Source organism: Embleya sp. NPDC020630, from assembly GCF_044334985.1.
Classification (GTDB): domain Bacteria; phylum Actinomycetota; class Actinomycetes; order Streptomycetales; family Streptomycetaceae; genus Embleya.
This window is the reverse complement of the sequence record NZ_JBIRUB010000008.1, coordinates 285,041-308,280: the sequence shown is the minus strand read 5'-3', so window position 1 is coordinate 308,280 and position 23,240 is coordinate 285,041. Positions and strand designations below refer to the sequence as shown.

At 70.2% G+C, this 23,240-nt stretch carries 21 protein-coding genes; 11 read left to right on the top strand and 10 right to left on the bottom strand.

Annotated elements, in window-relative coordinates; genetic code table 11:
• Positions 1-95: 95 nt before the first annotated feature.
• Positions 96-761 (bottom strand): UbiX family flavin prenyltransferase, encoded by a 666-nt coding sequence (locus ACH4XV_RS27420; RefSeq protein ID WP_395794227.1) that lies wholly within the window; start codon positions 759-761, stop codon positions 96-98.
• A gap of 171 nt (positions 762-932) precedes the next feature.
• Here ACH4XV_RS27420 and ACH4XV_RS27415 point away from each other — a divergent pair, with 171 nt between their 5' ends.
• From ACH4XV_RS27415 to ACH4XV_RS27380, 8 genes are all read left to right on the top strand, one after another.
• Positions 933-1,913, top strand: a complete 981-nt coding sequence (locus tag ACH4XV_RS27415) for a hypothetical protein (protein WP_395794225.1) — start codon at positions 933-935, stop codon at positions 1,911-1,913.
• A gap of 410 nt (positions 1,914-2,323) precedes the next feature.
• On the top strand, positions 2,324-2,770 hold the full coding sequence (locus ACH4XV_RS27410) for a PaaI family thioesterase (protein WP_395794223.1): 447 nt from the start codon (positions 2,324-2,326) through the stop codon (positions 2,768-2,770).
• 141 nt (positions 2,771-2,911) lie between these two features.
• Positions 2,912-3,580: an iron-containing redox enzyme family protein gene (locus tag ACH4XV_RS27405; RefSeq protein WP_395794221.1), complete on the top strand. Its 669-nt coding sequence runs from the start codon at positions 2,912-2,914 to the stop codon at positions 3,578-3,580.
• Between the two features lie 18 nt (positions 3,581-3,598).
• A complete protein-coding gene (locus tag ACH4XV_RS27400) occupies positions 3,599-4,327 on the top strand; it encodes a hypothetical protein (protein ID WP_395794220.1) in 729 nt (242 codons plus the stop codon).
• A 52-nt stretch (positions 4,328-4,379) separates the two neighbouring features.
• Positions 4,380-5,372: a methyltransferase gene (locus tag ACH4XV_RS27395; RefSeq protein WP_395794218.1), complete on the top strand. Its 993-nt coding sequence runs from the start codon at positions 4,380-4,382 to the stop codon at positions 5,370-5,372.
• Between the two features lie 19 nt (positions 5,373-5,391).
• Positions 5,392-6,642: an acyl-CoA dehydrogenase family protein gene (locus ACH4XV_RS27390; RefSeq protein ID WP_395794216.1), complete on the top strand. Its 1,251-nt coding sequence runs from the start codon at positions 5,392-5,394 to the stop codon at positions 6,640-6,642.
• Between the two features lie 40 nt (positions 6,643-6,682).
• Positions 6,683-7,786: a ferritin-like domain-containing protein gene (locus ACH4XV_RS27385; RefSeq protein ID WP_395794214.1), complete on the top strand. Its 1,104-nt coding sequence runs from the start codon at positions 6,683-6,685 to the stop codon at positions 7,784-7,786.
• Between the two features lie 194 nt (positions 7,787-7,980).
• Positions 7,981-8,172, top strand: coding sequence for a DUF397 domain-containing protein (locus ACH4XV_RS27380; RefSeq protein ID WP_395794212.1), 192 nt, complete (start codon positions 7,981-7,983; stop codon positions 8,170-8,172).
• 76 nt (positions 8,173-8,248) lie between these two features.
• On the opposite strand, the gene ACH4XV_RS27375 is transcribed toward ACH4XV_RS27380, so the two are convergent.
• Positions 8,249-10,066, bottom strand: coding sequence for an amidohydrolase family protein (locus tag ACH4XV_RS27375; RefSeq protein WP_395794210.1), 1,818 nt, complete (start codon positions 10,064-10,066; stop codon positions 8,249-8,251).
• Between the two features lie 105 nt (positions 10,067-10,171).
• Here ACH4XV_RS27375 and ACH4XV_RS27370 point away from each other — a divergent pair, with 105 nt between their 5' ends.
• On the top strand, positions 10,172-11,074 hold the full coding sequence (locus tag ACH4XV_RS27370; protein ID WP_395794208.1) for an IclR family transcriptional regulator: 903 nt from the start codon (positions 10,172-10,174) through the stop codon (positions 11,072-11,074).
• A 52-nt stretch (positions 11,075-11,126) separates the two neighbouring features.
• Here ACH4XV_RS27370 and ACH4XV_RS27365 read toward each other — a convergent pair whose 3' ends face one another.
• The 3 genes from ACH4XV_RS27365 to ACH4XV_RS27355 form a co-directional block, all read right to left on the bottom strand.
• On the bottom strand, positions 11,127-11,558 hold the full coding sequence (locus ACH4XV_RS27365; protein WP_395794206.1) for a PLD nuclease N-terminal domain-containing protein: 432 nt from the start codon (positions 11,556-11,558) through the stop codon (positions 11,127-11,129).
• A gap of 91 nt (positions 11,559-11,649) precedes the next feature.
• Positions 11,650-13,299, bottom strand: a complete 1,650-nt coding sequence (locus tag ACH4XV_RS27360) for a DUF4139 domain-containing protein (protein WP_395794204.1) — start codon at positions 13,297-13,299, stop codon at positions 11,650-11,652.
• Position 13,300: 1 nt separating this feature from the next.
• Entirely contained in the window at positions 13,301-15,352 is a 2,052-nt protein-coding gene (locus ACH4XV_RS27355; RefSeq protein WP_395794202.1) for a DUF4139 domain-containing protein, read from the bottom strand.
• A 179-nt stretch (positions 15,353-15,531) separates the two neighbouring features.
• Between ACH4XV_RS27355 and ACH4XV_RS27350 the strand changes: the two genes are divergently transcribed.
• Both ACH4XV_RS27350 and mqnP read left to right on the top strand, forming a co-directional pair.
• Positions 15,532-16,983, top strand: a complete 1,452-nt coding sequence (locus tag ACH4XV_RS27350; protein WP_078979432.1) for a menaquinone biosynthesis decarboxylase — start codon at positions 15,532-15,534, stop codon at positions 16,981-16,983.
• A complete protein-coding gene (mqnP, locus tag ACH4XV_RS27345; RefSeq protein WP_395794200.1) occupies positions 16,980-17,894 on the top strand; it encodes a menaquinone biosynthesis prenyltransferase MqnP in 915 nt (304 codons plus the stop codon). The genes ACH4XV_RS27350 and mqnP overlap by 4 nt, the downstream gene beginning before the upstream one ends.
• A 61-nt stretch (positions 17,895-17,955) precedes the next feature.
• Here the strand turns inward: mqnP and ACH4XV_RS27340 are convergent, their stop codons facing one another.
• The 5 genes from ACH4XV_RS27340 to ACH4XV_RS27320 form a co-directional block, all read right to left on the bottom strand.
• Positions 17,956-18,576 (bottom strand): rhomboid family intramembrane serine protease, encoded by a 621-nt coding sequence (locus ACH4XV_RS27340; RefSeq protein WP_395794198.1) that lies wholly within the window; start codon positions 18,574-18,576, stop codon positions 17,956-17,958.
• A gap of 94 nt (positions 18,577-18,670) precedes the next feature.
• Complete coding sequence (locus ACH4XV_RS27335; RefSeq protein ID WP_395794196.1) at positions 18,671-19,555, bottom strand: SAM-dependent methyltransferase; 885 nt, start codon at positions 19,553-19,555, stop codon at positions 18,671-18,673.
• Positions 19,556-19,702: 147 nt separating this feature from the next.
• Positions 19,703-20,722, bottom strand: coding sequence for a c-type cytochrome biogenesis protein CcsB (gene ccsB / locus ACH4XV_RS27330; RefSeq protein ID WP_395794460.1), 1,020 nt, complete (start codon positions 20,720-20,722; stop codon positions 19,703-19,705).
• 44 nt (positions 20,723-20,766) lie between these two features.
• Positions 20,767-22,491, bottom strand: a complete 1,725-nt coding sequence (locus ACH4XV_RS27325) for a cytochrome c biogenesis protein ResB (protein WP_395794194.1) — start codon at positions 22,489-22,491, stop codon at positions 20,767-20,769.
• Complete coding sequence (locus ACH4XV_RS27320; protein WP_380000016.1) at positions 22,491-23,225, bottom strand: cytochrome c biogenesis CcdA family protein; 735 nt, start codon at positions 23,223-23,225, stop codon at positions 22,491-22,493. Before ACH4XV_RS27320 ends, ACH4XV_RS27325 begins: the two co-directional genes overlap by 1 nt.
• Between the last annotated feature and the right edge of the window lie 15 nt (positions 23,226-23,240).

Below are 23,240 nucleotides of genomic sequence, written 5' to 3'. Positions count from 1 at the left end.
CGGCACGACCCGCCAAGGCTCCCGTTCTCACGGGGGCCTTTTTGGTTGTGAGGAGGGCTGTGGTTGTCGGAAGGGCTGTGGTTGTGGGGTCGGGCTCATTCGGTCGCCTCGCGTCGGGCGCCGCCGAGTTCGCCGTCCCAGCGCCGGTACAGGTCGTGGTGGACGCCGAGCACGTCCAGCACCTTGCCGGCGACGAAGTCGACCAGGCGCTGTACATCCTGCGCACCCGCGTAGAAGGCCGGCGAGGCCGGCAGGATCACCGCGCCGGCGTCGTCGAGGCGGACCAGGTGGCGCAGCGTGGTCCCGGTCAGCGGGGTCTCGCGCGGCACCACCACGAGCGGACGGCGCTCCTTGAGCGTGACGTCGGCGGCGCGCTGGAGCAGGTCCTTGGACAGGCCGATGGCGATGCCCGCGACCGAGGCGGTGCTGGCCGGGACCACGACCATGCCCTTGGCGGGGTAGGAACCGCTCGCCGGTCCCGCGCCCAGGTCGCCGGCCGACCAGTAGCGGACCCGGTCGAGCGCGGCCTCGTCGAGCTTGGTCCACGCGGTGAGGTCGTCGCGCCAGTGCGCGTCCCGGAACGCGATGCCGGTCTCGTCGAGCAGGGTCAGCCGGGCGGCCCGGCTGACCACGAGGTCCACGGCCTCCCCGGCGTCGAGCAGCGCGCGCAGCACCGCGCCGGCGTACGGCGTACCCGAGGCTCCCGACACACCGACGAGCCACGGACGTCGTTCTCCTCTATTGCTGTGCTCGGCGTCCATGCCCCCATTGTCGCGTCGCGGGGTCGGCGACTCCCGCAGGGGAGGGGTGTGGCCCGCGCCGTTCGGCCCCCACCCGCCACCCGTGGCGCAATCGAGTGGACAAGGCTGCCTACCATGCGGGTAAGCGTCCTTCGTGATGCCATCGATCGTTCCTCGACCGGGAGTTCAACTGTGCGTCCGATCCGGATATCCGCCGCGGCCCTGACCGTTCCGCTGGTCCTGCTCGCCGCCGGTTGCGGCGAGTCGTCCTCGGGGGACCCCTTCGAGTCCGTTGCCGCCGGCGGCAACGCCCTCGATCCGAAGGGCCCCTCGAACGAGGGCCTGAGCGTGGAAGCGCTGTCCAAGCAGGCCGAGAACGGCTACAAGGACCTCACGAACCTGCACATCGAAGGAACCGGCAAGATCTACGACGCGCCGGTCGGCGTGGACCTGCGCATCGGTACCGAGAACCGGGCCGAGGGCAAGGTGACCATCCAGGGCAAGGCGCTCGACCTGATCGCGGTCGACAAGGCGTTCTACGTCCGGCTCGCGCCCGGCACCATCCAGACCCTCGTCGACCTGGGCAAGCGGGCCGAGGCGGCCTCCCCGTCCGGCAAGTCGGATTCCTCCTCCCGCGGCGACAAGGACCTGGGGGGCCAATTCGACACGATGTTCACCGAGGCCGCCAAGCTCGTCGAGGGCAAATATGTCAAGTTCGGCGACACCGACGCGAGCAAGTTCGGGCAGGACCTGCTCAAGGGCGGCGGTACTCCCTCGCTCGACAACCTCTTCGGCTCGAAGCCGGGCTCGGGTTCGCTGTTCGGCTCGGACTCCGACTCGGATTCCGACTCGTCCGACCCGACCGACAAGCCGAAGCTGACCAAGGGTCCGATCACCGACATCAACGGGGTCAAGACGATCCCGCTGATCGAGAAGGACGCGGACGGCGCGGTCACCACGATCTACGTGGCGGCCAACGGCACACCGTTCCCGGTGCGGGTGACCGCCGACGACAAGGGCGACGGCACCAATGAGGTGACCGTCGACCTCAAGTACTCCAAGCTCTCCGGCGGCGTCTCGCCCAAGGCGCCCCCGGCCGGTGAGACGATCGACCTGAACGGCCTGCTGAAGTCCTTCGGCGGTGGCCTGTTCGGCGACGACAAGGCCGCCTGAACCCCGACCCGTTCGATCCCGCGCCATCGCGGCGCGAACGCGCTTCCTCGGCCGTCCCGCATCGTGCGGGGCGGCCGAGTGGCGTTCGGGGTCGGGAGTCGTACGCCGGCGCCCGTATGCCGGGCGCGGACACACGGGAATCGGCCGGATCGAAGGTCCACGATTCGATGGACCGGCGGCCGATATTTGATCTCCATTCGCGATCTTGGCCGTCGGTCCATTTTGCCTTCACCCGGTCGGGTGCTAATCGCCCGTCCCTCTCGCATGATCTTGCCGGAGTGGTTGACATTCGCCCTCCGACCTCACCATGCTGACAAGCGCGGCCGAATGTTCATGGGTCGGACGCAGGGGCGAGCCGCTCGAGTCGAGCCGCGAAATGTCCGGCAAAATCGAGGAAAGAAGAATCGCCGGTGCCGAATACGAACGTCGAAGAGACCGTTTTCGACCGCCTGGGGGATCTGCCGCAGGTGGCCGCTCTCGTCGACTGGACGCTGCTCGAACTCGACAAGAAATCGGATTCGATCCACCTTTCCTTCACCGCACTGCCCGAGTTCACCAATCCGGCCGGCAACGTGCACGGCGGATTCATTGTCGCCATGCTCGACGAGTGCATGGGTTCGGCCATCGTCGGTGTCACCGACGCGGAGTTCATGCCGGTTACCGTCTCCATGTCCACCGACTTCGTGAAACCGATTTCCGTGGGCCGAATCCTGGGTACGGGACGGATCACCTCGCGGGGCAACAGCTCGGCCTTTCTGGAGGCGAGGCTGACCGATACGGAGGGCCGGATCCTGGCCCGGGCAATCGGCACCTACCGGCTGCTCCCCTTCCCGAAGCCGCCGACGAAGACCCGTTAGTTCCCGTTCCCGTTCCCGTTTTTCCTTCCCGCTCCCGGTTCCGCCTTTCGTCATCGCTCTCGCACCGCGGTCGAAACCCACCTCGACCGGATTGTCGCCACCACCGTCCGTCAGCACGCCGGAACGAATGGAGCACCGATCATGAGCAACTTCGACGACCTGCTCGCCGCGACGGAAGAGGACTACAAGGCCTCGATCGAAAAGAACGGGCTGATCGAGCTCGTGCTCGGTGGCGGGATGAAACGCGAGCATTACGTGAGCTACCTGCGCGAGACGTACCACATGGTGCGACACACCTCGCGGATGTTGTCGCTGGCCGGCGCGCGGCTCGGCGACGACTACCGGGGCTTGCGCGACTGGTTCTTCGAGCAGGTCCAGGAAGAGAACAATCATGACCAATTCTGTATGAACGACCTGCGGAACCTCGGCGAGGACGTGGCGCAGGTGCTCGCCGTGCCGCCGAAACCCGGGTCCTGGGGACTGGTCTCGCAGAACTACTACATGGCGACGTACGGCAACCCCGTGGGCATCCTCGGCGTGGCCAGTCTGACCGAGGGCCTCGGCGCGGAACTGGGCAAGGCCATGGCACAGGTGCTCCGGGACCGGTACGGCCTCGAACGTAATCAGGTGACATTCATCAAGAGCCACGGCGGATTCGACGCCAAACACATCGAAGACGTGAAGCGCGCGGTGAACGAGTTGTTGGTGAAGGATTCCGACATGGCCGACGTCATCCAGGGAAGGAGGATGACGATCCACTACTACAGTCGGATGTTCGACGATGTGCTGACCACTCCCCTCGCGTCCTAGGGTCGAGGATTCGACGGGATGAGGAGCATACGGGAAGAGCGACGGCCCGACGACGACGGCATTCCCACCGACCATGCGATGGCGGCCTCACCGGTGGCGTTCGTGGCCGCGCCGAAGGACGAATCCGTCCTGGCCGAGGTCCGGAAGTACCAGACGTGCATGATCACCGAGACCCAGGAACGCGAAGAATACCGCGAATTCCTGGAGAAGGCGCTCAAGCCGCTCGGCATCTATCGCGATAAATTCCTTCCCGGAGTGACGTCGAGTTGCTACAAGGTCACCTTCGACGGCCGCATGGCGGCCATCTTCAGATTGACCCCGGCGGCGCCCGACTCGATCTATCACGAGGTGATACCGGGAGCCGCGGGCCGGCGGATCATCGAGGTCAACAATGTCGCGATAGAACAGTCCTTCAAGGGCGACCTCCTGCTCGGCATCATCATGCGCAACTGCGCGCTGCTTTCCCATGCCAAAGGCTTCGACTACGTCGCCGGGCTGATTCGGCACGAAATCCTGCCCATGTTCGTGGACTTCGGGACGATTCCGGTGCGTCACACGCCCCTGCATCTCCTGGGTGACAAGACCATCTGCGACTACGTCACCTACTTCATGACCGACCGGAAAGAACACGTCGATTATGCGGTCTCCCGGAGCTACCACTATTTCCATCGGAAGGTCACCATGAAGAGAATCGCCGCCGACGTGGCCGAATCGACGTTGTGCCCGACCGATGCGCTCGGCGGCTGACGCCGTGCGCGAAGGCGGGCGGAAACCGCCGCCCTCGGCCCGGCTCACCGCGATGATCGTGCAGGTGCTGGCCGGCAAGACGGTCTACGCGGCGGCCGAGTTGGGCATCCCCGACCTGCTCGCCGGGGGGCCGCGGAGCAGCGCCGAGTTGGCCGAACGGATCGGCGCGCACGGCCCGTCCCTGCACCGCCTGCTGCTGGCCCTGGCCGGAATGGGGGTGCTGGCCCCGGTCGGCCCGGACCGCTTCGAGCTGGCCGAGCTGGGGCAACCGCTGCGCACCGACGCGCCGGACTCGATCCGCGGGCTGATGCGGATGATGTGCGGCCCCGAAGTCTGGCGCAGCTGGGGCGAGTTGGTCGCCGGCGTGCGTACCGGCGAGCCGCCGTGGGAGCTGGCCCACGGCATGGGGTGGACCGAGTACTACGCGGCCCATCCCGACGCCGCCGAGACGTTCAACCTGGCCATGGCCGAGCACACCCGCGACGTGGCGCCCGAGGCGATCGCCGCCGCGGACCTGGGGCGGTTTCGTACCGTGGTCGATCTCGGCGGCGGCGACGGCACCCTCGTCGCGCACGTGTTGCGGGCCCATCCCGAGGTCGAGGGTGTGGTGTTCGACGTGCCCACCGGTCTGGCCGCCACCGCCGACACGCTCGCCGCCGCCGGGGTGTCGGCCCGGGCGCGGGTGGTGAGCGGTGACTTCTTCGACGCGGTGCCCTCGGGCTGCGACGCCTATCTCCTCAAGCAGGTCCTGCACGACTGGGACGACAAGGAAGCCGGCCTCATCCTGCGCAACATCCGCGCGGTGATCCCCCCGGCGGGCCGGGTCTTCCTGCTGGAGCGCGCGCTGCCCGAGACGGTCACCCCCGGCAGCCTGTCCGAGGCCGCCGCGCTCCTGCTGGACCTGCACATGCTGGTCGCCACCGGTGGTCGCGAGCGTACCGAGGAGGAGTTTCGGCGCCTGTTGCACACCGCGGGCTTCGCGACGACCCGGATCACCACACTCCCCCGCTTCGACTTCCGGGTGATCGAAGCGACTCCGGCCTGAGACTGAAGGGGGATCGATCATGTCCCGCACGACCGACCCGACCGGGCTCGACGGCGGCACCGTCGACGGCGGCCCCAGCGACGGCGGGCCCGTCGACGGTGCCACGATCCTGGCCAACGCCCGGGCCGTGGCCCCGGTGTTGCGCGAGGAGGCCGACGCGAACGAGCGGGGGCGCCGGCTCACCCCGCGGGCCGTCGACGCGCTGCGCTCGACCGGGGTGTTCCGCATGGCGATGCCCCGGGCGTGGGGCGGGCCCGAGGTGGACATCCGCACCCAGACCCGGATCGTGGAGGAGTTGTCCGCGGCCGACGGGGCGGCCGGATGGTGCGCCATGATCGGCTCCGACGGCGGCTACTACAGCTCCGCGCTGGACGACGCCGTGGGCCGCAAGCTGTACCCCGACCTGGACTCGATCACCGCGGGCTGGATCGTGCCGGCCGGTCGGCTCCACCGCGTCGACGGCGGCTATCGGCTGACCGGCCGCTGGCAGTTCGGCAGCGGCTGCACCCACGCCGACGTGATCATCGGCGGTGCGATCGTGTACGAGGACGGCGCCCCCGCGCACACCGACGACGGCCGGCCCGAGGCCCGAGTCGCCCTGCTGCGCGCCGAGCAGTTCGAGATCCTGGACACCTGGCACACCACCGGCCTGGCGGGCAGCGGCAGCCACGACTACCGGATCGACGACGTCCTCGTCCCGGCCGAGCAGACCTTCCGCTTCCGCGACCTGCGCGAACGCCGCCGCGAGGGGGTCCTGTACGCCTGGCCTGGCATGTTCTTCGCCAACCTCCCCGGGGTGCCGCTCGGCATCGCCCGGGCGGCCCTCGAAGCGGCCGAGGACCTGCTGGCCGACAAGATCGCGGTGCCCGAGATGCGTCCGGCCCGGGAGGACCCCCGGGTCCGGACCGGCGTCGCCCAGGCGCACGCCATGGTGGGCGCGGCGCGCAGCCACCTGTACGACGTGCTGGGCGAGCTGTGGTCGGCGCTGGAGCAGGGCACCGAACCGTCGTTGCGGCTGCGCGCGGCCCTGGTCGGCGGCTACATGCACACCATCCGGACCTGCCGCGACGCCGCCGGCGTGTTGTCCGACGTGGTCGGCAGCGCCTCGATCTACCGTGGTTGCCCGATCGAGCGCCACACGCGCGACCTCACCACGATCAGCCAACACCTGATGGGCCAGCCCAAGATCATGGAGATGGCGGGCGCGATGTGGCTGGGCGTCGAGCGGGCCCTGACCAGGAACCCCCTGGCGGCCGAGGGGTTGATCTGACCGTGGACCCGACCACCGGTCCGACCACGAAGGGACTGTCGTGACGTCGTTCCCGCTCTACTCCACCCCGGTGTCCGCCGACACCTGGAATGTGCCGATGGCCGGGTCCGCCCGCTTCTCCTGGGAATACGACGGGGGTCGGGAGCGGCTGCTCGCGCTGTACCAAAAAGGCAAGGACAAGCAGTGGGACGCCCGGGACCGGATCGACTGGGACCTGGAGATCGACCCGATCAACGTGGCCGGCCTGCCCGACGAGTTCAACCCGCTGCACGGCTCCGACCTGTGGGGCCGGATGTCGCAGCGCGACCGCGACGAGGTCGACCGGCACCAGGGCTCCTGGCTGTTCAGCCAGTTCCTGCACGGCGAGCAGGGGGCGCTGACCGTCTCCGCCCGGATCGTGCAGTCGGTGCCGGACATGGACTCCAAGTTCTACGCCGCGACGCAGACCATGGACGAGGCGCGGCACGTGGAGCTGTTCACCCGGTTCGTGCACGAGAAGATCGGCATGTACTACCCGGTCAACCAGGACCTGGCCAAGCTGCTGGCCGAGTCGCTGGAGGACAGCCGCTGGGACCTGCCCTACCTCGGCATGCAGGTACTGATCGAGGGCCTCGCGCTCGCGGCCTTCGGCCTGTACCGGGACCTGGCCACCGCGCCGCTGGTCAAGCACCTGCTCGCCTACGTGATGCAGGACGAGGCCCGGCACGTGGCGTTCGGCCGGCTCGCGCTCAAGGACTACTACCGCGAACTGACCGACCGCGAGCGGGCCGAGCGCGAGGAGTTCGTGATCGAGGGCAGCCTGCTGATGCGGGACCGCTTCACCGGCCGCGAGGTGTTCGAGACGCTGGACATGCCGGTCGACGAGTGTATGGAATGCGTCGAGTCGTCGGAGATGTTCCACCTCTACCGCTCGCACCTGTTCAGCCGCATCGTGCCGGTGGTCCGCGACATCGGCCTGTGGGGCGACGGCGTCCGCTCCGCCTACGAGTCCATGGGCGTCCTGGACCACGCCAAGTCCGACCTCCTGGCCCTGATGCGCCAGGACGAGGAAATCGCCGACCAATACGACGCGGCCCGAGCCGCCGCCGACCTCGCCACCCGCAAGGCGGAGGTCGACGCGGCCATGGAACTGGGCGCGGAGTAGCGGCGCGGGCGCGGCGTCCGCGAAGGCCCGCCGGGCCCGCCGCCTCCGGCTACGGACGCAGGCCGCGCTCGGGCCGGCCCGTCGGCCCATCACGTCGTTCCGCGCCAACGTCTGCGCCTGGAGCGCGCCAGGCGTCTTCCGGCGCTCGATCCGGCTGCCTCGCTCGAGTTGATCTACAGGAAAAGGCGGGAAGCATGCACGGCGATCGAGACCAACCTGTGAAGTGGCGGAAGTCCTCCTACACCGAGGAGGAGAACTGCGTCGAGGTGGCCACCTTCGGCGACCGGGCGATGGGCGTACGCGACAGCAAGCTCGCGGCTTCGCCGGTGGCTCCCCTCGACACGGGGGCATGGGCATCGCTCGTGGCAGGGTTGCGCGCGCGGTAGCGGTCGAAACGACGGTGCGGGTCGGTGATCCGCACCGTCGTTCGCGTGTTCCACACGGTGGCCCGCCGGGTGTGGGTCAGCGGGCGCCGCGGATCAGGCGGCCCGGGCGGGCGCCGGTGTCTTGGCCGTTGCGGCGGGTTATTTCGCCGGCGACGATCGTGGCTGTGTAGCCGGTGGCCTGTTGGAGCATGCGGCCGCCGCCGGCCGGGAGGTCGTGGACCATGCGGGGGCGGTGCAGGGTGAGGGTGTCCGGGTCGATCACGTTCAGGTCGGCGCGTTTGCCCTCGGCGATCACGCCCCGGTCGGTCAGGCCGTACAGCGCGGCGGTGTCCATCGTCTGCTTGCGGATCAGGAACTCCAGCGGCAGCCGCTCGCCGCGAGTGCGGTCGCGGGCCCAGTGGGTGAGCAGGAACGTGGGCTGGGACGCGTCGCAGATCATCGAGCAGTGCGCGCCGCCGTCGGCCAGGCCGAACACGCTCGCCGGGTGGGTCAGCATCTCCCGGATCGCCTCGTGGTCGCCGTCGGAGTAGTTGAACATCGGCACCATCAGCGTGGTCCGCGCGTCGTCGGCCAGTTGCAGGTCGTACAGCGTCGCCAACGGCTCCTCGCCGCGGGCCCGCGCGATCGCGACCACGGTCCGGTCCGGCAGCGGCTCGTAGTCCGGGACCGGGTCCATCGGATACATCCGGTCCAGCATGTACTGCATCGCCAGGTTGACCGAGTCGCCGGGGATGTTCGGATCGCTGGGCAGGTCCGGCTCGGCCAGGATCGCCGCCTTGACCTCGGGCCGGGCCAACTCGGCCGCGAACGCCGCGTCGTCCAGCTCGCCCGCCAGGCGCCGGTCGTCCAGCGCACGGAAGGTCGGTCGTTTGCTGAACGCGTTGCGGGTGCCGAACCCGGTCAGCATCCCGAACGGACGCCCCGCGATCTGTGGATGCAGTTGCGCGCCCGCCTCGTTCGCCGCCTGCGACTCGGCCATCAGTTCGCGCCACAACCGCGGCGCCGCGTTCACCTGGAGCAGCGCGAACGACACCGGCATGCCGATCTCGGCGGCGAGTCGGCGCATCCAGGCCACCTCGGAGGCGGGCTTGACGATGTCCTCGCCGGACGAGCCGGTCGGCGCCAGTTCGAACACGGCCCGCCCGCCCGCGGCCATCGCCCGGCCCAGGCCGAAGAGTTCGTCCTCCGTGGCAAACGTGCCCGGCACCGGCTCGCCGCCCATCGCCTTGTGCGCGACGGTGCGCGAGGTGGAAAAGCCCAGCGCGCCGGCCTCGATCGCCTCGGTGACGATCGCCGCCATCGCCGCGATGTCCTCGGCCGTGGCCGGCTCGTTGCGCGCGCCCCGCTCGCCCATCGCATACGCCCGGACCGCGCCGTGCGCGACCTGGACGCCGATGTCGGCGGCGAAGGTGCGCCGCTCCAGCACGTCCAGGTATTCGGGGAACGTCTCCCAGCCCCACGTCATGCCCTCGGCCAGCGCGGTGCCGGGGATGTCCTCGACGCCCTCCATCAACCGGATCAGCCAGTCCTCGCGACCCGGCCGCACCGGGGCGAAGCCGACCCCGCAGTTCCCGGAGACCACCGTGGTCACCCCGTGCGAGGTGGACGGGTCGAGCACCTCGTCCCAGGTGGCCTGGCCGTCGTAGTGGGTGTGGATGTCCACGAAGCCCGGCGTGACCAGCCGGCCGGCCGCGTCGATCGTCTCGGTCGCGGCGCCGTCCAGGGCCGGATCGGGGCCGGCGTGCCGGCGCACCGCGACGATCAGTCCGTCCCGGATCCCGATGTCGCCGGCGAACCGATCCGCGCCGGTGCCGTCGACGATCGTGGCGTTGACGATCTTGAGGTCGTAGACGGGGGTCCCGACGTCGTGCACAGGAGTTTCGAGGTCGTTCACAGCAGCCTCCCCGGTAAGGTGGCCAGACCGTACGGCTGCGCATTGTGCGAGTCAAGATGCGCACTATGCGAAAAGATCACGGATTCCATCCGGTATGGTCCCGCCATGGCCCCACGCCCCTCGCCGCAGACCGACCGACTCGTCTCGCTGATCGACGCGATCGCCGAACGGCCCGCCGAGGGGCTGACCCTGTCCGAGATCGCCCGGCACCTCGCGGTGACCCCCGCGACCTGCCATCCGATGCTGGCGAGCCTGACCTCACTGGGCTGGCTGATCCGCCACCCCACCCGGCGCACCTATCGACTCGGCCCGGCCCTGGTCGCGGTCGGGCGTGCCGCCGCGCGCGGGCTCGGCGTGCTCGACGTGGCCCGGCCGGTGATGCGCCGGCTGCGCGACGAGACCGGGCTGACCTGCTTCGCGATGACCCCCGGGGAGCGGCACGTGGCCATCGCGGAGGTGGTGCGCGCGCCGGGCGCGGAGCCGCACCGGCCGCACATCGGCGCCCAGGCCCCGATCACCCCGCCGCTGGGCATCGGCTACGTGCCCTGGGCCGACGAGCAAACGGTCCGCCGCTGGCTGGACGATGCCGACGATCCCACCGCGCGGGCCCGGATGGAACACGCCATCGACAACGCGCGGCGCGCCGGCTTCGCGATCGAGCTGGTCACCGACGTGGAGACCCGACTGGGCGAGACGCTGGGCGAGTTGGACGAGCACCTGGAGGGCCTGGACACGCTCGGCGCGGGCGCGTCGGCGGCCCGGCTGCGCACCCTGCTCGAGGAGATCGCGGCCGAGATCGGCGGCTCCGACGGCGGACAGATCGACGAGCTGGAGGCCGACCGGGACTACCGGGTGGGCGCGATCAGCGCGCCCGTGCACGCCCCGGACGGCGACCTCGTACTGATCCTGAGCCTGCGCGGCTTCGCGCCGCGCACCGACGGCCGCACCCTGGAACGCACCGGTCGACTGCTCGCGGACGCGGCGGCCGAGGTGGCCGCCGCGCTGTGAAAAAGCGAGCGCCGACCGGGCCACGGTCGGCGCTCGCGTTTGCCGGCGCGGGTCAGTCCTTGTCCTTCGCCCGCCCTTCCGGGTTGTCCTGGTCGGGGCTGCGCAGGTCGTCCTCGCGGCGCTTGAGGTCTTCCTCCCAGCGCCGCAACATCTCGTCCTCGTCGGTGCCGGGCTTGGGCGCGTCGGCCGGTTTGCCGTCCTTGGCCAGGGACGCCAGGAACTCGGGGTTGTCGTCGGGGGCCAACTGCCCGCCGCGACCGCGACCACCGAAGACCGTCCCGCCGCCGACGCGCTCCCGCTTGGGCCGCCCGGCGACGAACCAGCCGATCGGCCCCAGGAACGGGACCGGAAAGGAGACCAGCAGAATCAGGACCCACATCACCTTGGAGAGGTTGCGGACCTGCTTCTCGTCGGTGGTCAGGCAGTCGATGAAGGCGTAGACGAGCACGCCGAGGGCCAGCAGGATTGGCAGGACCCTGAGCATGAATTGGTCTCCCTGACTGGTACTCGGAACTCCGTACTGAGGTGTGTCTCCCATCCAGCGTAAACGGTCGACTCCATGAACACCGGATCGCTCACAACCCGGTGACCTTGCCCGACGCGTGCAGCTCGTACACCAGCGTCAACCGCCGCCGCTCGCCGGCCGACAGCGCCACGTCGTAGCGCACGATCCCCTGGTCGTCGACCGCGTCCGGGGCCGGCTCCGACAGGTCGCGGCGCACCTTGACCTCGACCGCCGACACCTCCGACACCGGCACGCGCTCGCGCAGCACCACCGTCCCGGGCACCTCGGCACCCGGCGCCGCGATGTGCGAGACGAAGACGGTCACGGTACGGGTGATCACCGTGCGCCCGGTGAGCCCCGCCGTGGTGCGCGACTCGGTGACCTCGCGGACCACCCGGAAGTCGTCCTCGCTCCCGAACGGCAACCGCACCTCCTCGCCCGGCGCGGCGAAGTCGAGCTGCCCGCGTCCGACGTAGCCGCTGCCGCGCACCAGCTCCACCGGGCCCGCGAGCAGCACGTGTCCCGCGTCGTTGGCGAACCGCACGACCTGGCTCACGTACTCCGACAACTCCGGCGCGCACGCGGCCTCGGGCGTGCAGTCGGCGGAGAAGGTGGTCAGCCGGACCCGATGCGGCCGGCCGTCGCCGGGCACCTTCACCGGCCCGGGCGCGGCCAGTACCCGGACCTCGCCGCCGTCGTCCACGCCGGGCAGCTCGGCGGAGCCCGAGGAGCCGGCCGCGACCTTGCCGACCGCGGCGATGTCCTCCTCGCGCAGGTCCACCTCGACCTGCTTCTTCTCCTCCTGGCTGCGCTCGCGCAGAGTGAGCCGGTCCTCGACCAGGCTCGGCGGCCGCGCGGCCAGGGTCGGTCGCGCGGTGGACAGGGACAGCGCGACCCCGGACCAGTCCTCGCCGGTGCGCTGCCAGACCATGGCGTCGCACTCCAGCTCGATCGAGCGACGGTCGGAAGCCAGCGTCGCGCGGTAGGCCGGCCGCCACAGCGCGCAGGGCACCAGGTGCGTCACGCGCAGCTCGGCCGAACCCGCCCGGTCCGCGTCGATCACCACCTCGACGGTCGCGGTCAGCTCCTCCGGCGCCCGCTCGGCGAGGTCGAGGGCCGCCTGCGCGTCGCGCGACCGGCGGATCAGCGCGCTCTTCTCCTCGGTCAGCGCGTGCAGGTCGGCGAACCGCTGCTCGGCCTCGGCGGAGAGCCGGTCGAGTTCGCCGGCCCAGCGCTGCGGATCGGTGGTCCCGTAGCCGGTGTGTTCGACGATCTCCCGGCGCAACTCCTGCTCGGCCCGCGTGATCAGCGCGAGTCGGCCGCGCAACCGCTCCTCGCGCCGCGTCAGTTCGTTGTCCTTGGTGCTCAACTCGTGCACGAGTCGGCGCAGTTCGGAGGCATCCGGGCCCGGGCCGTTCGCGGGTTCGGGGGTGTACGTGCGCAGCACCCGCGCGTCGATCGCGGTCGCGGTGCCGTCGTCGGCGACCACCTCGGCGCGCAGCGACCGGTCCACCGCGAGGGGGGTCACCGGCCCGATCAGGACCCGCTGTACCCCCTCGGTCAGGACGATCCGGCCGGACCGGGTCACCTGGGCCCGGTCCTCCAGGCAGGTCACCGCGGTGATCGGCAACGACTCCGGCTTGGGCTCCGCCGGCGTGCCCTGCGTACGTGTCGGTCGAGCCGTCGGTTGCGTCGTCGGCCGAGCCATCGGCTGCGTCATCTCAAACCCTCCTGTTGCCGCCGACCACGGCCTTCGCCGCCGGGATCCGGATCTCGTAGCCGCCGGTCAGGTTTTTGCGCTCGCCCGGGGCGAGTTCGACGTGCCACACCCGCGCGCCGGCGACGTGTCGTCCGTCGCGCAGCTCGGTGTCCTCGACCCAGCGCGGGGCGCCGTCGTGCTCCTCGATCCGCACGTCCTTGTCGTCGGTGACCGGGACCCGCTCCAGGATGTCGAGCCGGATCGGCCGGGCGAGGTGGTTGACCGCGTCCACCTCGATGCGGTGGTCGAGGACGACGGTGCCGCCGCGCAGGCCCGCGGTCGACTCGCGCATGTGCGCGTTGCGCGAGACCTGCACGCTCTCCACCACGCCCACCCCGACCCGCTCGCGCGCACCCGGCGCCAGCGTCGGCAGCGGCACGGTCATCAGGAACTCGCCCGCCACCGACACGTCGGCCGGCCCCGCGAGCAGCGCGTGGGGGGAGGCGTTGGCGAGTACGACGGTGCCGAACACCGCGTCGTCCAGGGCGGGTACACAGACGAACTCGGGGTCGAGGCCGATCTCGATCTCGCACACCGGGATGGTGTGCCACGCGCCGTCCGCCGCCACCTCGGCCGGAGCCGCGGTGTCGAAGCGGTAGTCGAACGACCCGGCCGCGTCGCGCGGCGCGAGCGCATGCTCGGGCAGCGTGAGCCGGGTGACCTCGTCGGCGCGCCGGCGATATTCCGCCGCCACGCCGCCCGGTCCGGACGCCGCGGCGCGCAACCGGCCCCGGTCCTGCGGTTCGTCGTCGGCGCCGCGCAGTTCGAGCGCGGCGTAGTCGAGCAGGTCGGCGCCCGGCTCGGTCGGCGCCGGCGGGGCTACGTCGGCGTCGACGAAGCGCGCGTCGACCTCGGCCGTGGGCGCGAAACCGGACTCCTGGAACGCGGCGAATCCGGCGCCCCCGTACGCGTCGCCCTCGGCCGCCTCGGCCGAGGCACCGCGCCGGAAGCGGCTGCGCGGGGCGGGGCGGGCGGCGGCCGGCGGGGGCGGACCGCCGTAACCGCCGGGCGCGATCGGCGCGGCCAGGGGCGCCGGGGCCGCAGTGGTCGGGGCGGGCGGCGGCGCGGCCCGGTACACGATCCGGTCCTCGTCCTCCATGAGTTCGCTCGGCACGGCCCCTCCGGCCGCCGCCGCGGGTACGCCGTACATCGGCCGCGGCCGCTCGGCCCGACTCGCGTCGTATCCCGCGAACAGGTCGGCCAGGCCGGTCGGCGGCTCGCGCCACCCCGCGTGCGCGGGCGCGCTCTGCCGCCGGCCCAGCCGCAGCGACTTGAGCTCGGGCAGGTCGGAACCGCGGGCCAGGTCGGCGGTGGACAGCCCGAGCCGCACGTCGGACCAGTCCTCGCCGGTGCGCTGCGCGACGCAGGCCCGCATCACCAGCGTGCCGCCGGTCATCGCCTCGTCCAGGCGCAGCTGGTACATCGGCGCCCAGCGCGCGCCGGGCACGTGGTACTCCACCGCGAGTTCGACCGGGCCGGCCCCGCCGGTGTGCTCCAGGGTGACCACGGCGGTCCCGGACGCCTGGGCCCGCTCGGTCCGCGCGGCGCCGGACCCGGCGTTGAGCCGGAAGCGGTACACGTCCACGTCGCGCATCGCCTCGCGGATCTCCGCGTCGCAGGCGGTGATCCGCTCGTGCAGCGCCGCCGACCGCTCGTCGGCGAAAGCGGCAAGCTCCAACAGCGCGGACACCGGCGCGGTGCGCGGCGGGTCGCCGCGACGCACGGGCGGCGACACCGGCTCCAGGCCGGCGATCCGGCCCAGTTCGGCGTCCAGTCGGGCCCGCCGCTCGCGCAGCGCCCGCAGCCGCGACTCGGCGGCCTCCAGGTCGCGCAGTACGTCCGGCAGATCCGCGTCGTCGACCACCTCGACGTCGACCACGGGCCGCACGTCGGTGACCCGTACGCCCGCACCGCCCCCGACCACGCGCGCCCGCAACCGGTCGCCGTACGCGGTCAACGGGAAGCCGGTCACCCGCACCCGTACCGGCCCCGACGCCTCCGCCTGCAGGTCCACCTCGCAATTTCGTACGCATACCGCCCCGACGGCGTGAACGACCACCGAACGCAATTCCGAAGCGACCGTGAGCATGTACCCCTCCCTGCCCGTCCCTGCCCGGCACGAAGGCACCAACGTAGCCCGAGCGGGCGGGTGCGCGTGCGGGTCCGGCGAGTCCGTATCGGATACTGGCACGCATGGCATACGGGACCTTGCGCGCTTTCCTGAAGGCACTGGAGAAGCGCGGTGACCTCAAGCGCGTGCGCGCCGAGGTCGATCCACATCTCGAGGTCGGCGAGATCACCGATCGGGTGAACAAGGCCAAGGGCCCGGCGCTGCTCTTCGAGAACGTCAAGGGCAGTTCGATGCCGCTGGCGATGAACGTCTACGGCACCGACGAGCGCATGCTGATGGCGCTCGGGCTGAAGAGCTACGACGAGTTGTCGGAGAAGATCGGCGGCCTGCTCAAGCCCGAACTGCCGCAGGGTTTCGGCGGGATCCGCGAGGCGTTCGGCAAGCTCGGCGCGGTCGCGCACATCCCGCCGAAGAAGATCAAGGACGCGCCGTGCCAGCAGGTGGTGTACAAGGGCGACGAGGTCGACCTGGACACCATCCCGGCGCTGTTCACCTGGCCCGAGGACGGCGGTTCGTTCTACAACCTGGGCCTGACCCACACCAAGGACCCCGACACGGGGGTGCGCAACCTGGGGCTGTACCGGCTCCAGCGGCACGACAAGCGCACCATCGGGATGCACTGGCAGATCCACAAGGACAGCCGCAACCACTACCAGGTGGCCGCCAAGCGCGGTGAGCGGCTGCCGGTGGCGATCGCGTTCGGGTGCCCGCCGGCGGTGACGTACGCGTCCACCGCGCCGCTGCCCGGGGACATCGACGAGTACCTGTTCGCCGGCTTCATCGGCGGCAAGCGGATCGAGATGGTCGACTGCGTGAGCGTGCCGCTCCAGGTCCCGGCCGAGGCCGAGGTGGTGCTCGAGGGCTGGTTGACCCCGGGCGAGATGTTGCCCGAGGGCCCGTTCGGCGACCACACCGGCTTCTACACCCCGCAGGAGCCGTTCCCGGCGCTGACCATCGACTGCGTGACGATGCGCGAAAAGCCCCTGCTCCAGTCGATCGTGGTGGGCCGGCCGCCGACCGAGGACGGGCCGCTGGGCAAGGCGACCGAGCGGTTCTTCCTGCCGCTGCTCAAGATCATCGTGCCGGACATCGTGGACTACGACCTGCCCGAGGCGGGCGGCTTCCACAACTGCGCGATCGTCTCGATCGACAAGAAGTACCCCAAGCACGCGCAGAAGGTGATGAGCGCCATCTGGGGCGCGCACATGATGTCGCTGACCAAGCTGATCGTGGTCGTGGACGCCGACTGCGACGTGCACGACTACCACGAGGTCGCGTGGCGGGCGTTCGGCAACACCGACTACGCGCGCGACCTGATGCTGGTCGAGGGGCCCGTGGACCACCTCGACCACGCGTCCTACCAACAGTTCTGGGGCGGCAAGGCGGGCATCGACGCGACCCGCAAGCTGCCCGAGGAGGGCTACACCCGCGACGGCGGCTGGCCGGAGATGGTCGTGTCGGATCCGGAGACCGCCGCCAAGGTGACCCGCCGATGGAAGGAATACGGGCTGTGACGTCCGCTGCTCTACCCGCTCCCGGAGCACCGTCGGAGGTCGGCCGGGTCAAGGCGTTCCTGCGTCTGGTGCTGATCGAGCACTCGGTGTTCGCGTTGCCGTTCGCCTACATCGCGGCCTTCACCGCGATGTACGAGAGCAACGAACGCCTGCACTACTGGGAGCTGTTCCTGGTCACCGTGGCGATGGTCGGGCTGCGCACGTTCGCGATGGCCTGCAACCGGATCATCGACCGGGAGATCGACGCGCGCAATCCGCGCACCGCCACGCGGGAGTTGGTCACCGGCGCGGTGTCGGTACGCACCGCGTGGATCGGCGCGCTGGTCGCGCTGTTCTTCTACCTGCTGGCCGCCGCGCTGCTGAACCCGCTGTGCCTGGCGCTCGCGCCGGTGGCGGTGATCCCGATGGTGATCTATCCGTACGGCAAACGTTTCACCAACGTCCCGCACGCGATCCTGGGCATCGCGCAGGCGATCGGCCCGGTCGGCGCGTGGTTGGCGATCACCGGCTCGTGGTCGTGGGAGGCGGTGGTCCTGGGCCTGGCGGTGGGCACCTGGATCGGCGGCTTCGACCTGATCTTCGGCTGCCAGGACGTCGCCGCCGACCGCGCGCACGGCGTCAAGAGCGTGCCGGCCAAGTGGGGCATCGCCGCCGCGCTGAACGCCTCCAAGGTCAGCCACGTGGTGACCACGCTGCTGTTCGTCTGGTTCGGCGCCCTCACCGGCGCGGGCTTCTTCTGGTGGCTGGGCCTGCTGATCGTGGCGGCGGCCTTCGTCTACGAACACAGCCTGCTCAAGCCCAACGACCTGAGCAAGCTCAACCGGGCCTTCTTCACCACGAACGGCTTCATCGGCATCGCCCTGTTCGTCTGTGCCCTGCTGGACCTGGGCATCCGGGGCCTGCGCCCGTAGCCGGAGGCGGCGACGACAGCCGCCTCGGCTCGCGGAGAGCTGCTCGCGTCGGCAGCGCCGGTCAAATGGTCGGCAGGCCGGCGAGCGAAGGTTGCGACGGGTCGCGGCGGTCGGTGGGGCGGCGGCGTAGTGCTACTGCCGCGATCACTCCGCCGATCAGGCCGAACAGGTGGCCCTGCCATGAGACGCCCTCCGCTACCGGGAGGATCCCGATCGCGAACGAGCTGCCGTACAGGGCCACTACCGCGAAGCCGATCAGCACGTCGAGCACGCGCCGATCGGCGAAGCCGCGTACGACCAGGTACCCGAACAGGCCGAAGACCAGGATGCTCGCGCCCGCCGAGTTCGACCCCGACGGCGAGGTGAGCCACACCCCGAGCCCGCCGACCACCGTGATCACGAGGAGCACGGTCAGGAACCGGGCGACTCCCCGCAGCGCGGCCAGGAAGCCGAGCAGCATCAGCGGAAACGTGTTGGACACGATGTGCCCGGTCCCGAAGTGCAGGAACGGCGCGGAGAGGATGTCGGGCAGTTCGTCCGCCCGCCGCGGTGTCACCCCGTGTGTCAGCAGCGAGTCGTCGGTCGCGTAGTTGATCACCTGGACCACCCAGATGGCGCCGATCAGCACACCGGTGATCAGGACCGCGTCGCGAACTCCCGATATGGATATGCGGGATGACATGCTCCACCTTCCCCGGCGGTGAGTGATACCGCCACCGGGTCAGGATAGGAGGCACACGCGACGAGCGCAGTGATGGGCGGGCCGGCCGCCCGCGTCAGTTCGGCTTGCGGACCACGAAGACGAAGTAGCCCATGTATTCGTTGATCAACTCGCGCAGCTTCGGCATCGCCGCGTCCATGTTCGCGGTCGTCTCCGCGCCGTATCGGGCCAGGATCCGCTCGTGGTGCTCGCGGTAGAAGATGTCCATCAGGTCGCCGGTGACCACGAAGCTGTCGGTGTGGTTCTCGAGGCGTTCGAGGTGGAATCCGGCCTCGGTGGTGACCCGTTCGAGCAGGGCGGCGGGTGTCTGGGGCGGCGGGGACGTCCACACCGCGCGCCATACGGCCAGGTGCTCCGGGGTCGGCTCGCCGCGCTTGGTGAATTCGGTGAACAGCAGCCGTCCGCCGGGACGCAGTACGCGCCACGCCTGACGCAGCACGGCGAGGCGATTGTCCATGTGGGCGAACGAGTCGATGGCCCAGGCGGCGTCGTACGACTCGTCCTCGTACTCCTTGCCGAGATCCATCGCGTCGGCGAGGGCGAAGCCCACCCGGTCGGCGAGTCCCGCCTCGTCGGCGCGGGCCCGGCACAGTTCCACCTGGGAGCCGCTGACGGTGATGCCGGTAACTCGGGCCCCCGTCGCGCGCGCGGCCCGCAGGGCCGGGCCGCCGGTGCCGCAGCCGATGTCGAGCAGGTGGTCGTCCGGCCCGAGGCCCAGGGCGGCGATGTAGTGGTCGGTCTGCCGATCCATGGCGAGGTTGGCCAGGTCGGTCAGGCCGGCGGCGCGAGTCCGTGCGCCCGGCGTCACCCACATGCCGACGTGGATGGCGGCGTCGCCGAGGATGAGCCCGTACAGGTCGCCGAACTCGTCGTAGGAGGCGCCGACTTCCTCGGGAGTGGGAGCGGCTTGGGCACTTTCCGAGTATTCGTCCACTGCCATGGTCGCCACCATAGCGCGGGGTGACCATCCGGACACCGACGAAATCGGCCGGTTCCGAAGGTGCGAAGGGTGCGGCGAACGCCGAAACGGGTCCGCCCCGTCGCCCCGACCGGGGCAACGGGGCGGACCCGACGAGGAATTCGCGAATCACACGCCCGCGTACGAGTGCAGCCCGTTCACGAAGATGTTGACCCCGTAGTAGTTGAACAGGAAGCACGAGAAGGCCACCAGCGAGACCACCGCCGCCTTCGAGCCCTTCCAGCCGGCCGTGGCACGCGCGTGCAGGTAGGCCGCATAGGCCACCCACGTGATGAAGGACCAGACCTCCTTGGGGTCCCAGCCCCAGTAGCGGCCCCACGCGTTCTCCGCCCAGATCGCGCCGCACACGATCGCGAACGTCCACAGCGGGAAGATGATCGCGTTGACGCGGTAGGCGGTCTTGTCCAACGACGACGCGCTGGGCAGACGGGCCAGTTGGTCGTCGAAGCGACCCCGCTTGGTGTCGGCCGGGTCGGCCTGCCGGCGCTCGTAGCGCTGCTTGAACAGGAACAGGATCGAGGCGAGCGCGCCGATGTGGAAGGCGCCGAACGACACGATCGCGGACGCGACGTGGATCCACAACCAGTACGAGTCCAGCGCCGGGACGAGTTGCTCGGAGTCGGTGTACAGCACCGTCACCGCCACGCCCAGCGTGGTGAGCACCGGCAGCGTGACGAACAGGCCCAGCCAGCGCACCGGGTACTTCCACAGCAGCGCCAGGAACGCGGTGACCACCATCAGCGCGACCGACGTGGAGAACTCGTACATGTTGCCCCACGGCGCCCGCTCCACCGAGATGCCGCGCGTCAGCACGGACCCCGCGTGCAGCAGGAAGGCCAGTGCGGTCAGCGAGACCGCGACCCGGCCGATGCGGTCGGCACGTTCGCTGCCGCCCGCCACGTTGCCCTCGTCGTCGTCGCCGGCACCGGCGTCCGCGCCGTCGCGCAGCACCACCACCGGCCGCTCGGCCAGCGCGACCCCGCCGCCCGCACCCGCGGCGGCCGCCGGTTCGAGCACCTCGACGGTCAGGTCGGCGGAGCGTTTGGCCACCGCCCCGCTGCTGCCGAAGGTCCATTCCATGCAATAGGCGAAGAACGCCATCAGGTAGACGGCGATCGCCGAATACATCAGCACATTGCTGAATTGGGCGAGGTTCTCGTTGACGCCCACGCTCACTCCTTGACCTTGGTGCCGGGAGAGTTCGCCGGCGCGGCCTCGCGCAACGCGTCCACGAACTCCTGTACCTCATCGCCGAGGCCCCCACCCTCGGTGCGGGCGAGCCCGCCGACCTCGACGACCGTGTGGCCGTCGGGGCCCTTTGCCGCACGCACCCACATCCGGCGGCGGCGTACGAACAGTGACAATACGAGACCGACGATCGCGGCGATCGTGCTGATCAGCGCGAGCCCCTTGCCAGGCTCGCTGGCGACCTGGAAGTTGGCCCAGGTCTTGACGCCGTCGAAGGTGATCGTGCCGGCGCCGTTGGGCAGGTCGACCGTTTCGCCGACCTTGAGCGCCTTGCGCCAGATGTCGTTGCCGTCCATGAACTTCGACATCTTGTTCGCCTTGAGCGCGTAGATGTTCTGCGGCACGCCCGAGTCCATGCCCAGGTCGCCCTCGTAACCGCTGATCATCAACCGGGGGTTGAGCAGCGAGGGGAAGACCGAGATCGGACCGCGCTTGGGGTCCACCAGGAGGTTGCCCTCTTGGTCCATCGGCGCGCTGGGCAGGAACTGCGCGTCGAAGCCGAGCTGCTTGAGTCCGGCGCTGACGTCCGGGACCTTGATCACGCCGGTCGAGGTGCGGTTGCCGTCCTGCGGCAGGAACACGGTCGGGCCCTTGTAGGCGATCTTGCCCTTGGCATCGCGCACGGTCACCTCGGGCGCATAGCCCGTGGCGATCATGAAGACCTTGGTGTCGCCCACCTCGAGCGGGTGGTTGACCCGGATCGTGCCCGACTTGTCCTTGCCCTCGTGCCCGTACCAGGACTCGATGTGCGCGGTGAACGAGCGCGGCTCGCCGCGCTTGGCGCCGGTCGGCTGGAAGGTCTGGTCCACCGACTTCAGCCGGAATCCGAACGGCTCCAGGTTGTCCTCGTCGACCAACGCGCCGAACTGGCGGTCGTCGTACTGCGTCAGCACGTTGGCGAAGCTGCCGCCCTCGACCACGATCTTGCCGCCCTTGACGCTGTACAGACTGCCCAAGGCGAACGCGACCAGGATGCCGAACAGCGCGATGTGGAAGAGCAGGTTGCCGGTCTCGCGCGCGTAGCCCTTCTCCGCCGCGATCGTGTCGCTGCCCGGGTTGAGCCGAAAGCGCCGCTTCTTCAGCGTGGCGCGCGCCGCGGCCAGCACCGTGTCCGGGTCCGCCGAGGTCTCCCATCGGGCGTACGCGGGCATCCGGGTGAGGTTGCGCGGCGCCTCCGGGGGCTTGGCCCGCAGCGTCTTCGCGTGCGCCCAGCAGCGCGGCACGATGCAGCCCAGGAGCGAGACGAACAGCAGGATGTAGATCGAGGCGAACCACCACGACGAGAACACGTCGAAGAGCTGGAACTTGTCCATGATCTTCGCGCGGGTGGGGTGGTCGCGGAAGTACTGGCTGACCTTGATGGGGCTGACCGGCCGCTGCGGGATCAGCGTCGGCGGCGTCGCCGCGATCGACAGCAGGAACAGCAGGATCAGCGCGACGCGCATCGAGGTCAGCTGCCGCCAGAGCCAGCGCAGCCAGCCGACCACGCCCAACTGCGGTTGGCGGATCTCCTCGTCGCCGTCGTCCTGCGCGGGTGCCGTGGACATCCCGGCACCGGCTCGCACCTCGCTCGCCGCGACCCGCTCGGGGTCGTCGTCCGGTCCGGGGTCGGCCCGGACGACGTCGTCGGGATGGGTCTCGATGCTCATCAGAATCCGATCGTGTATTGCTGGGCCCACGACTGCATCTCGCGCATCATGTGGTCCCACGCCCCGCTGAGCATGAGCACCCCGAGCAGCACGAGCATGCCGCCGCCCAGGCGCATCACCCAGACGTAGTGCTTCTTGACCCACCCGAACGCACCGAGTGCCTTACGGAACGCGACGGCGGTGAGCAGGAACGGAACGCCGAGGCCCAGGCAATACGCGACCGTGAGCAGCGCTCCCCGATTGGCACTCGCCTCACTGGTGGACAGGGTGAGCACGGCCGACAACGTCGGGCCGATGCACGGGGTCCAGCCGAGACCGAACACCACGCCCAGGAGGGGTGCCCCGACCAGACCTATGGTCGGTCGTTTGTGTACGCGAAACTCGCGCTGGAGGCCGGGCAGTACGCCCATGAACGACAGGCCCAGCACGACGGTGACGCCACCGAAGACCTTGGTGAGCGTCGACTGGTGTTCGGTCAGGGTCTGGCCGAAGTAGCCGAAGGCGGCGCCCATGGAGACGAAGACGGCGGTGAAGCCGAGCACGAACAGCAGCACGCCGAGGAAGAGCCGACCGCGTCGGGCGTCCTTGAGGTCGGCGCCGGAGACTCCGGTGACGTAGCTGAGATAGCCCGGCACCAAAGGGAGCACGCACGGCGAGAAGAACGAGATCAACCCCGCGAGCAGGGCGATCGGCATCGCCGCGAGCAGCGATCCCGTGTAGACCGTGTTGTTCATCCCCTGGGCTGCGAG

Bases quoted from the DNA above. Each gene is read 5' to 3' on its own strand.
- ACH4XV_RS27420 (WP_395794227.1), bottom strand. From the start codon at position 761: ATGGACGCCGAGCACAGCAATAGAGGAGAACGACGTCCGTGGCTCGTC.
- ACH4XV_RS27405 (WP_395794221.1), top strand. From the start codon at position 2,912: ATGAGCAACTTCGACGACCTGCTCGCCGCGACGGAAGAGGACTACAAG.
- ACH4XV_RS27400 (WP_395794220.1), top strand. From the start codon at position 3,599: ATGAGGAGCATACGGGAAGAGCGACGGCCCGACGACGACGGCATTCCC.
- ACH4XV_RS27395 (WP_395794218.1), top strand. From the start codon at position 4,380: ATGATCGTGCAGGTGCTGGCCGGCAAGACGGTCTACGCGGCGGCCGAG.
- ACH4XV_RS27390 (WP_395794216.1), top strand. From the start codon at position 5,392: ATGTCCCGCACGACCGACCCGACCGGGCTCGACGGCGGCACCGTCGAC.
- ACH4XV_RS27380 (WP_395794212.1), top strand. From the start codon at position 7,981: ATGCACGGCGATCGAGACCAACCTGTGAAGTGGCGGAAGTCCTCCTAC.
- ACH4XV_RS27370 (WP_395794208.1), top strand. From the start codon at position 10,172: ATGGCCCCACGCCCCTCGCCGCAGACCGACCGACTCGTCTCGCTGATC.
- ACH4XV_RS27365 (WP_395794206.1), bottom strand. From the start codon at position 11,558: ATGCTCAGGGTCCTGCCAATCCTGCTGGCCCTCGGCGTGCTCGTCTAC.
- ACH4XV_RS27360 (WP_395794204.1), bottom strand. From the start codon at position 13,299: ATGACGCAGCCGATGGCTCGGCCGACGACGCAACCGACGGCTCGACCG.
- ACH4XV_RS27350 (WP_078979432.1), top strand. From the start codon at position 15,532: ATGGCATACGGGACCTTGCGCGCTTTCCTGAAGGCACTGGAGAAGCGC.
- ACH4XV_RS27340 (WP_395794198.1), bottom strand. From the start codon at position 18,576: ATGTCATCCCGCATATCCATATCGGGAGTTCGCGACGCGGTCCTGATC.
- ACH4XV_RS27335 (WP_395794196.1), bottom strand. From the start codon at position 19,555: ATGGCAGTGGACGAATACTCGGAAAGTGCCCAAGCCGCTCCCACTCCC.
- ccsB (WP_395794460.1), bottom strand. From the start codon at position 20,722: ATGTATTCGGCGATCGCCGTCTACCTGATGGCGTTCTTCGCCTATTGC.
- ACH4XV_RS27325 (WP_395794194.1), bottom strand. From the start codon at position 22,491: ATGAGCATCGAGACCCATCCCGACGACGTCGTCCGGGCCGACCCCGGA.
- ACH4XV_RS27320 (WP_380000016.1), bottom strand. From the start codon at position 23,225: ATGAACAACACGGTCTACACGGGATCGCTGCTCGCGGCGATGCCGATC.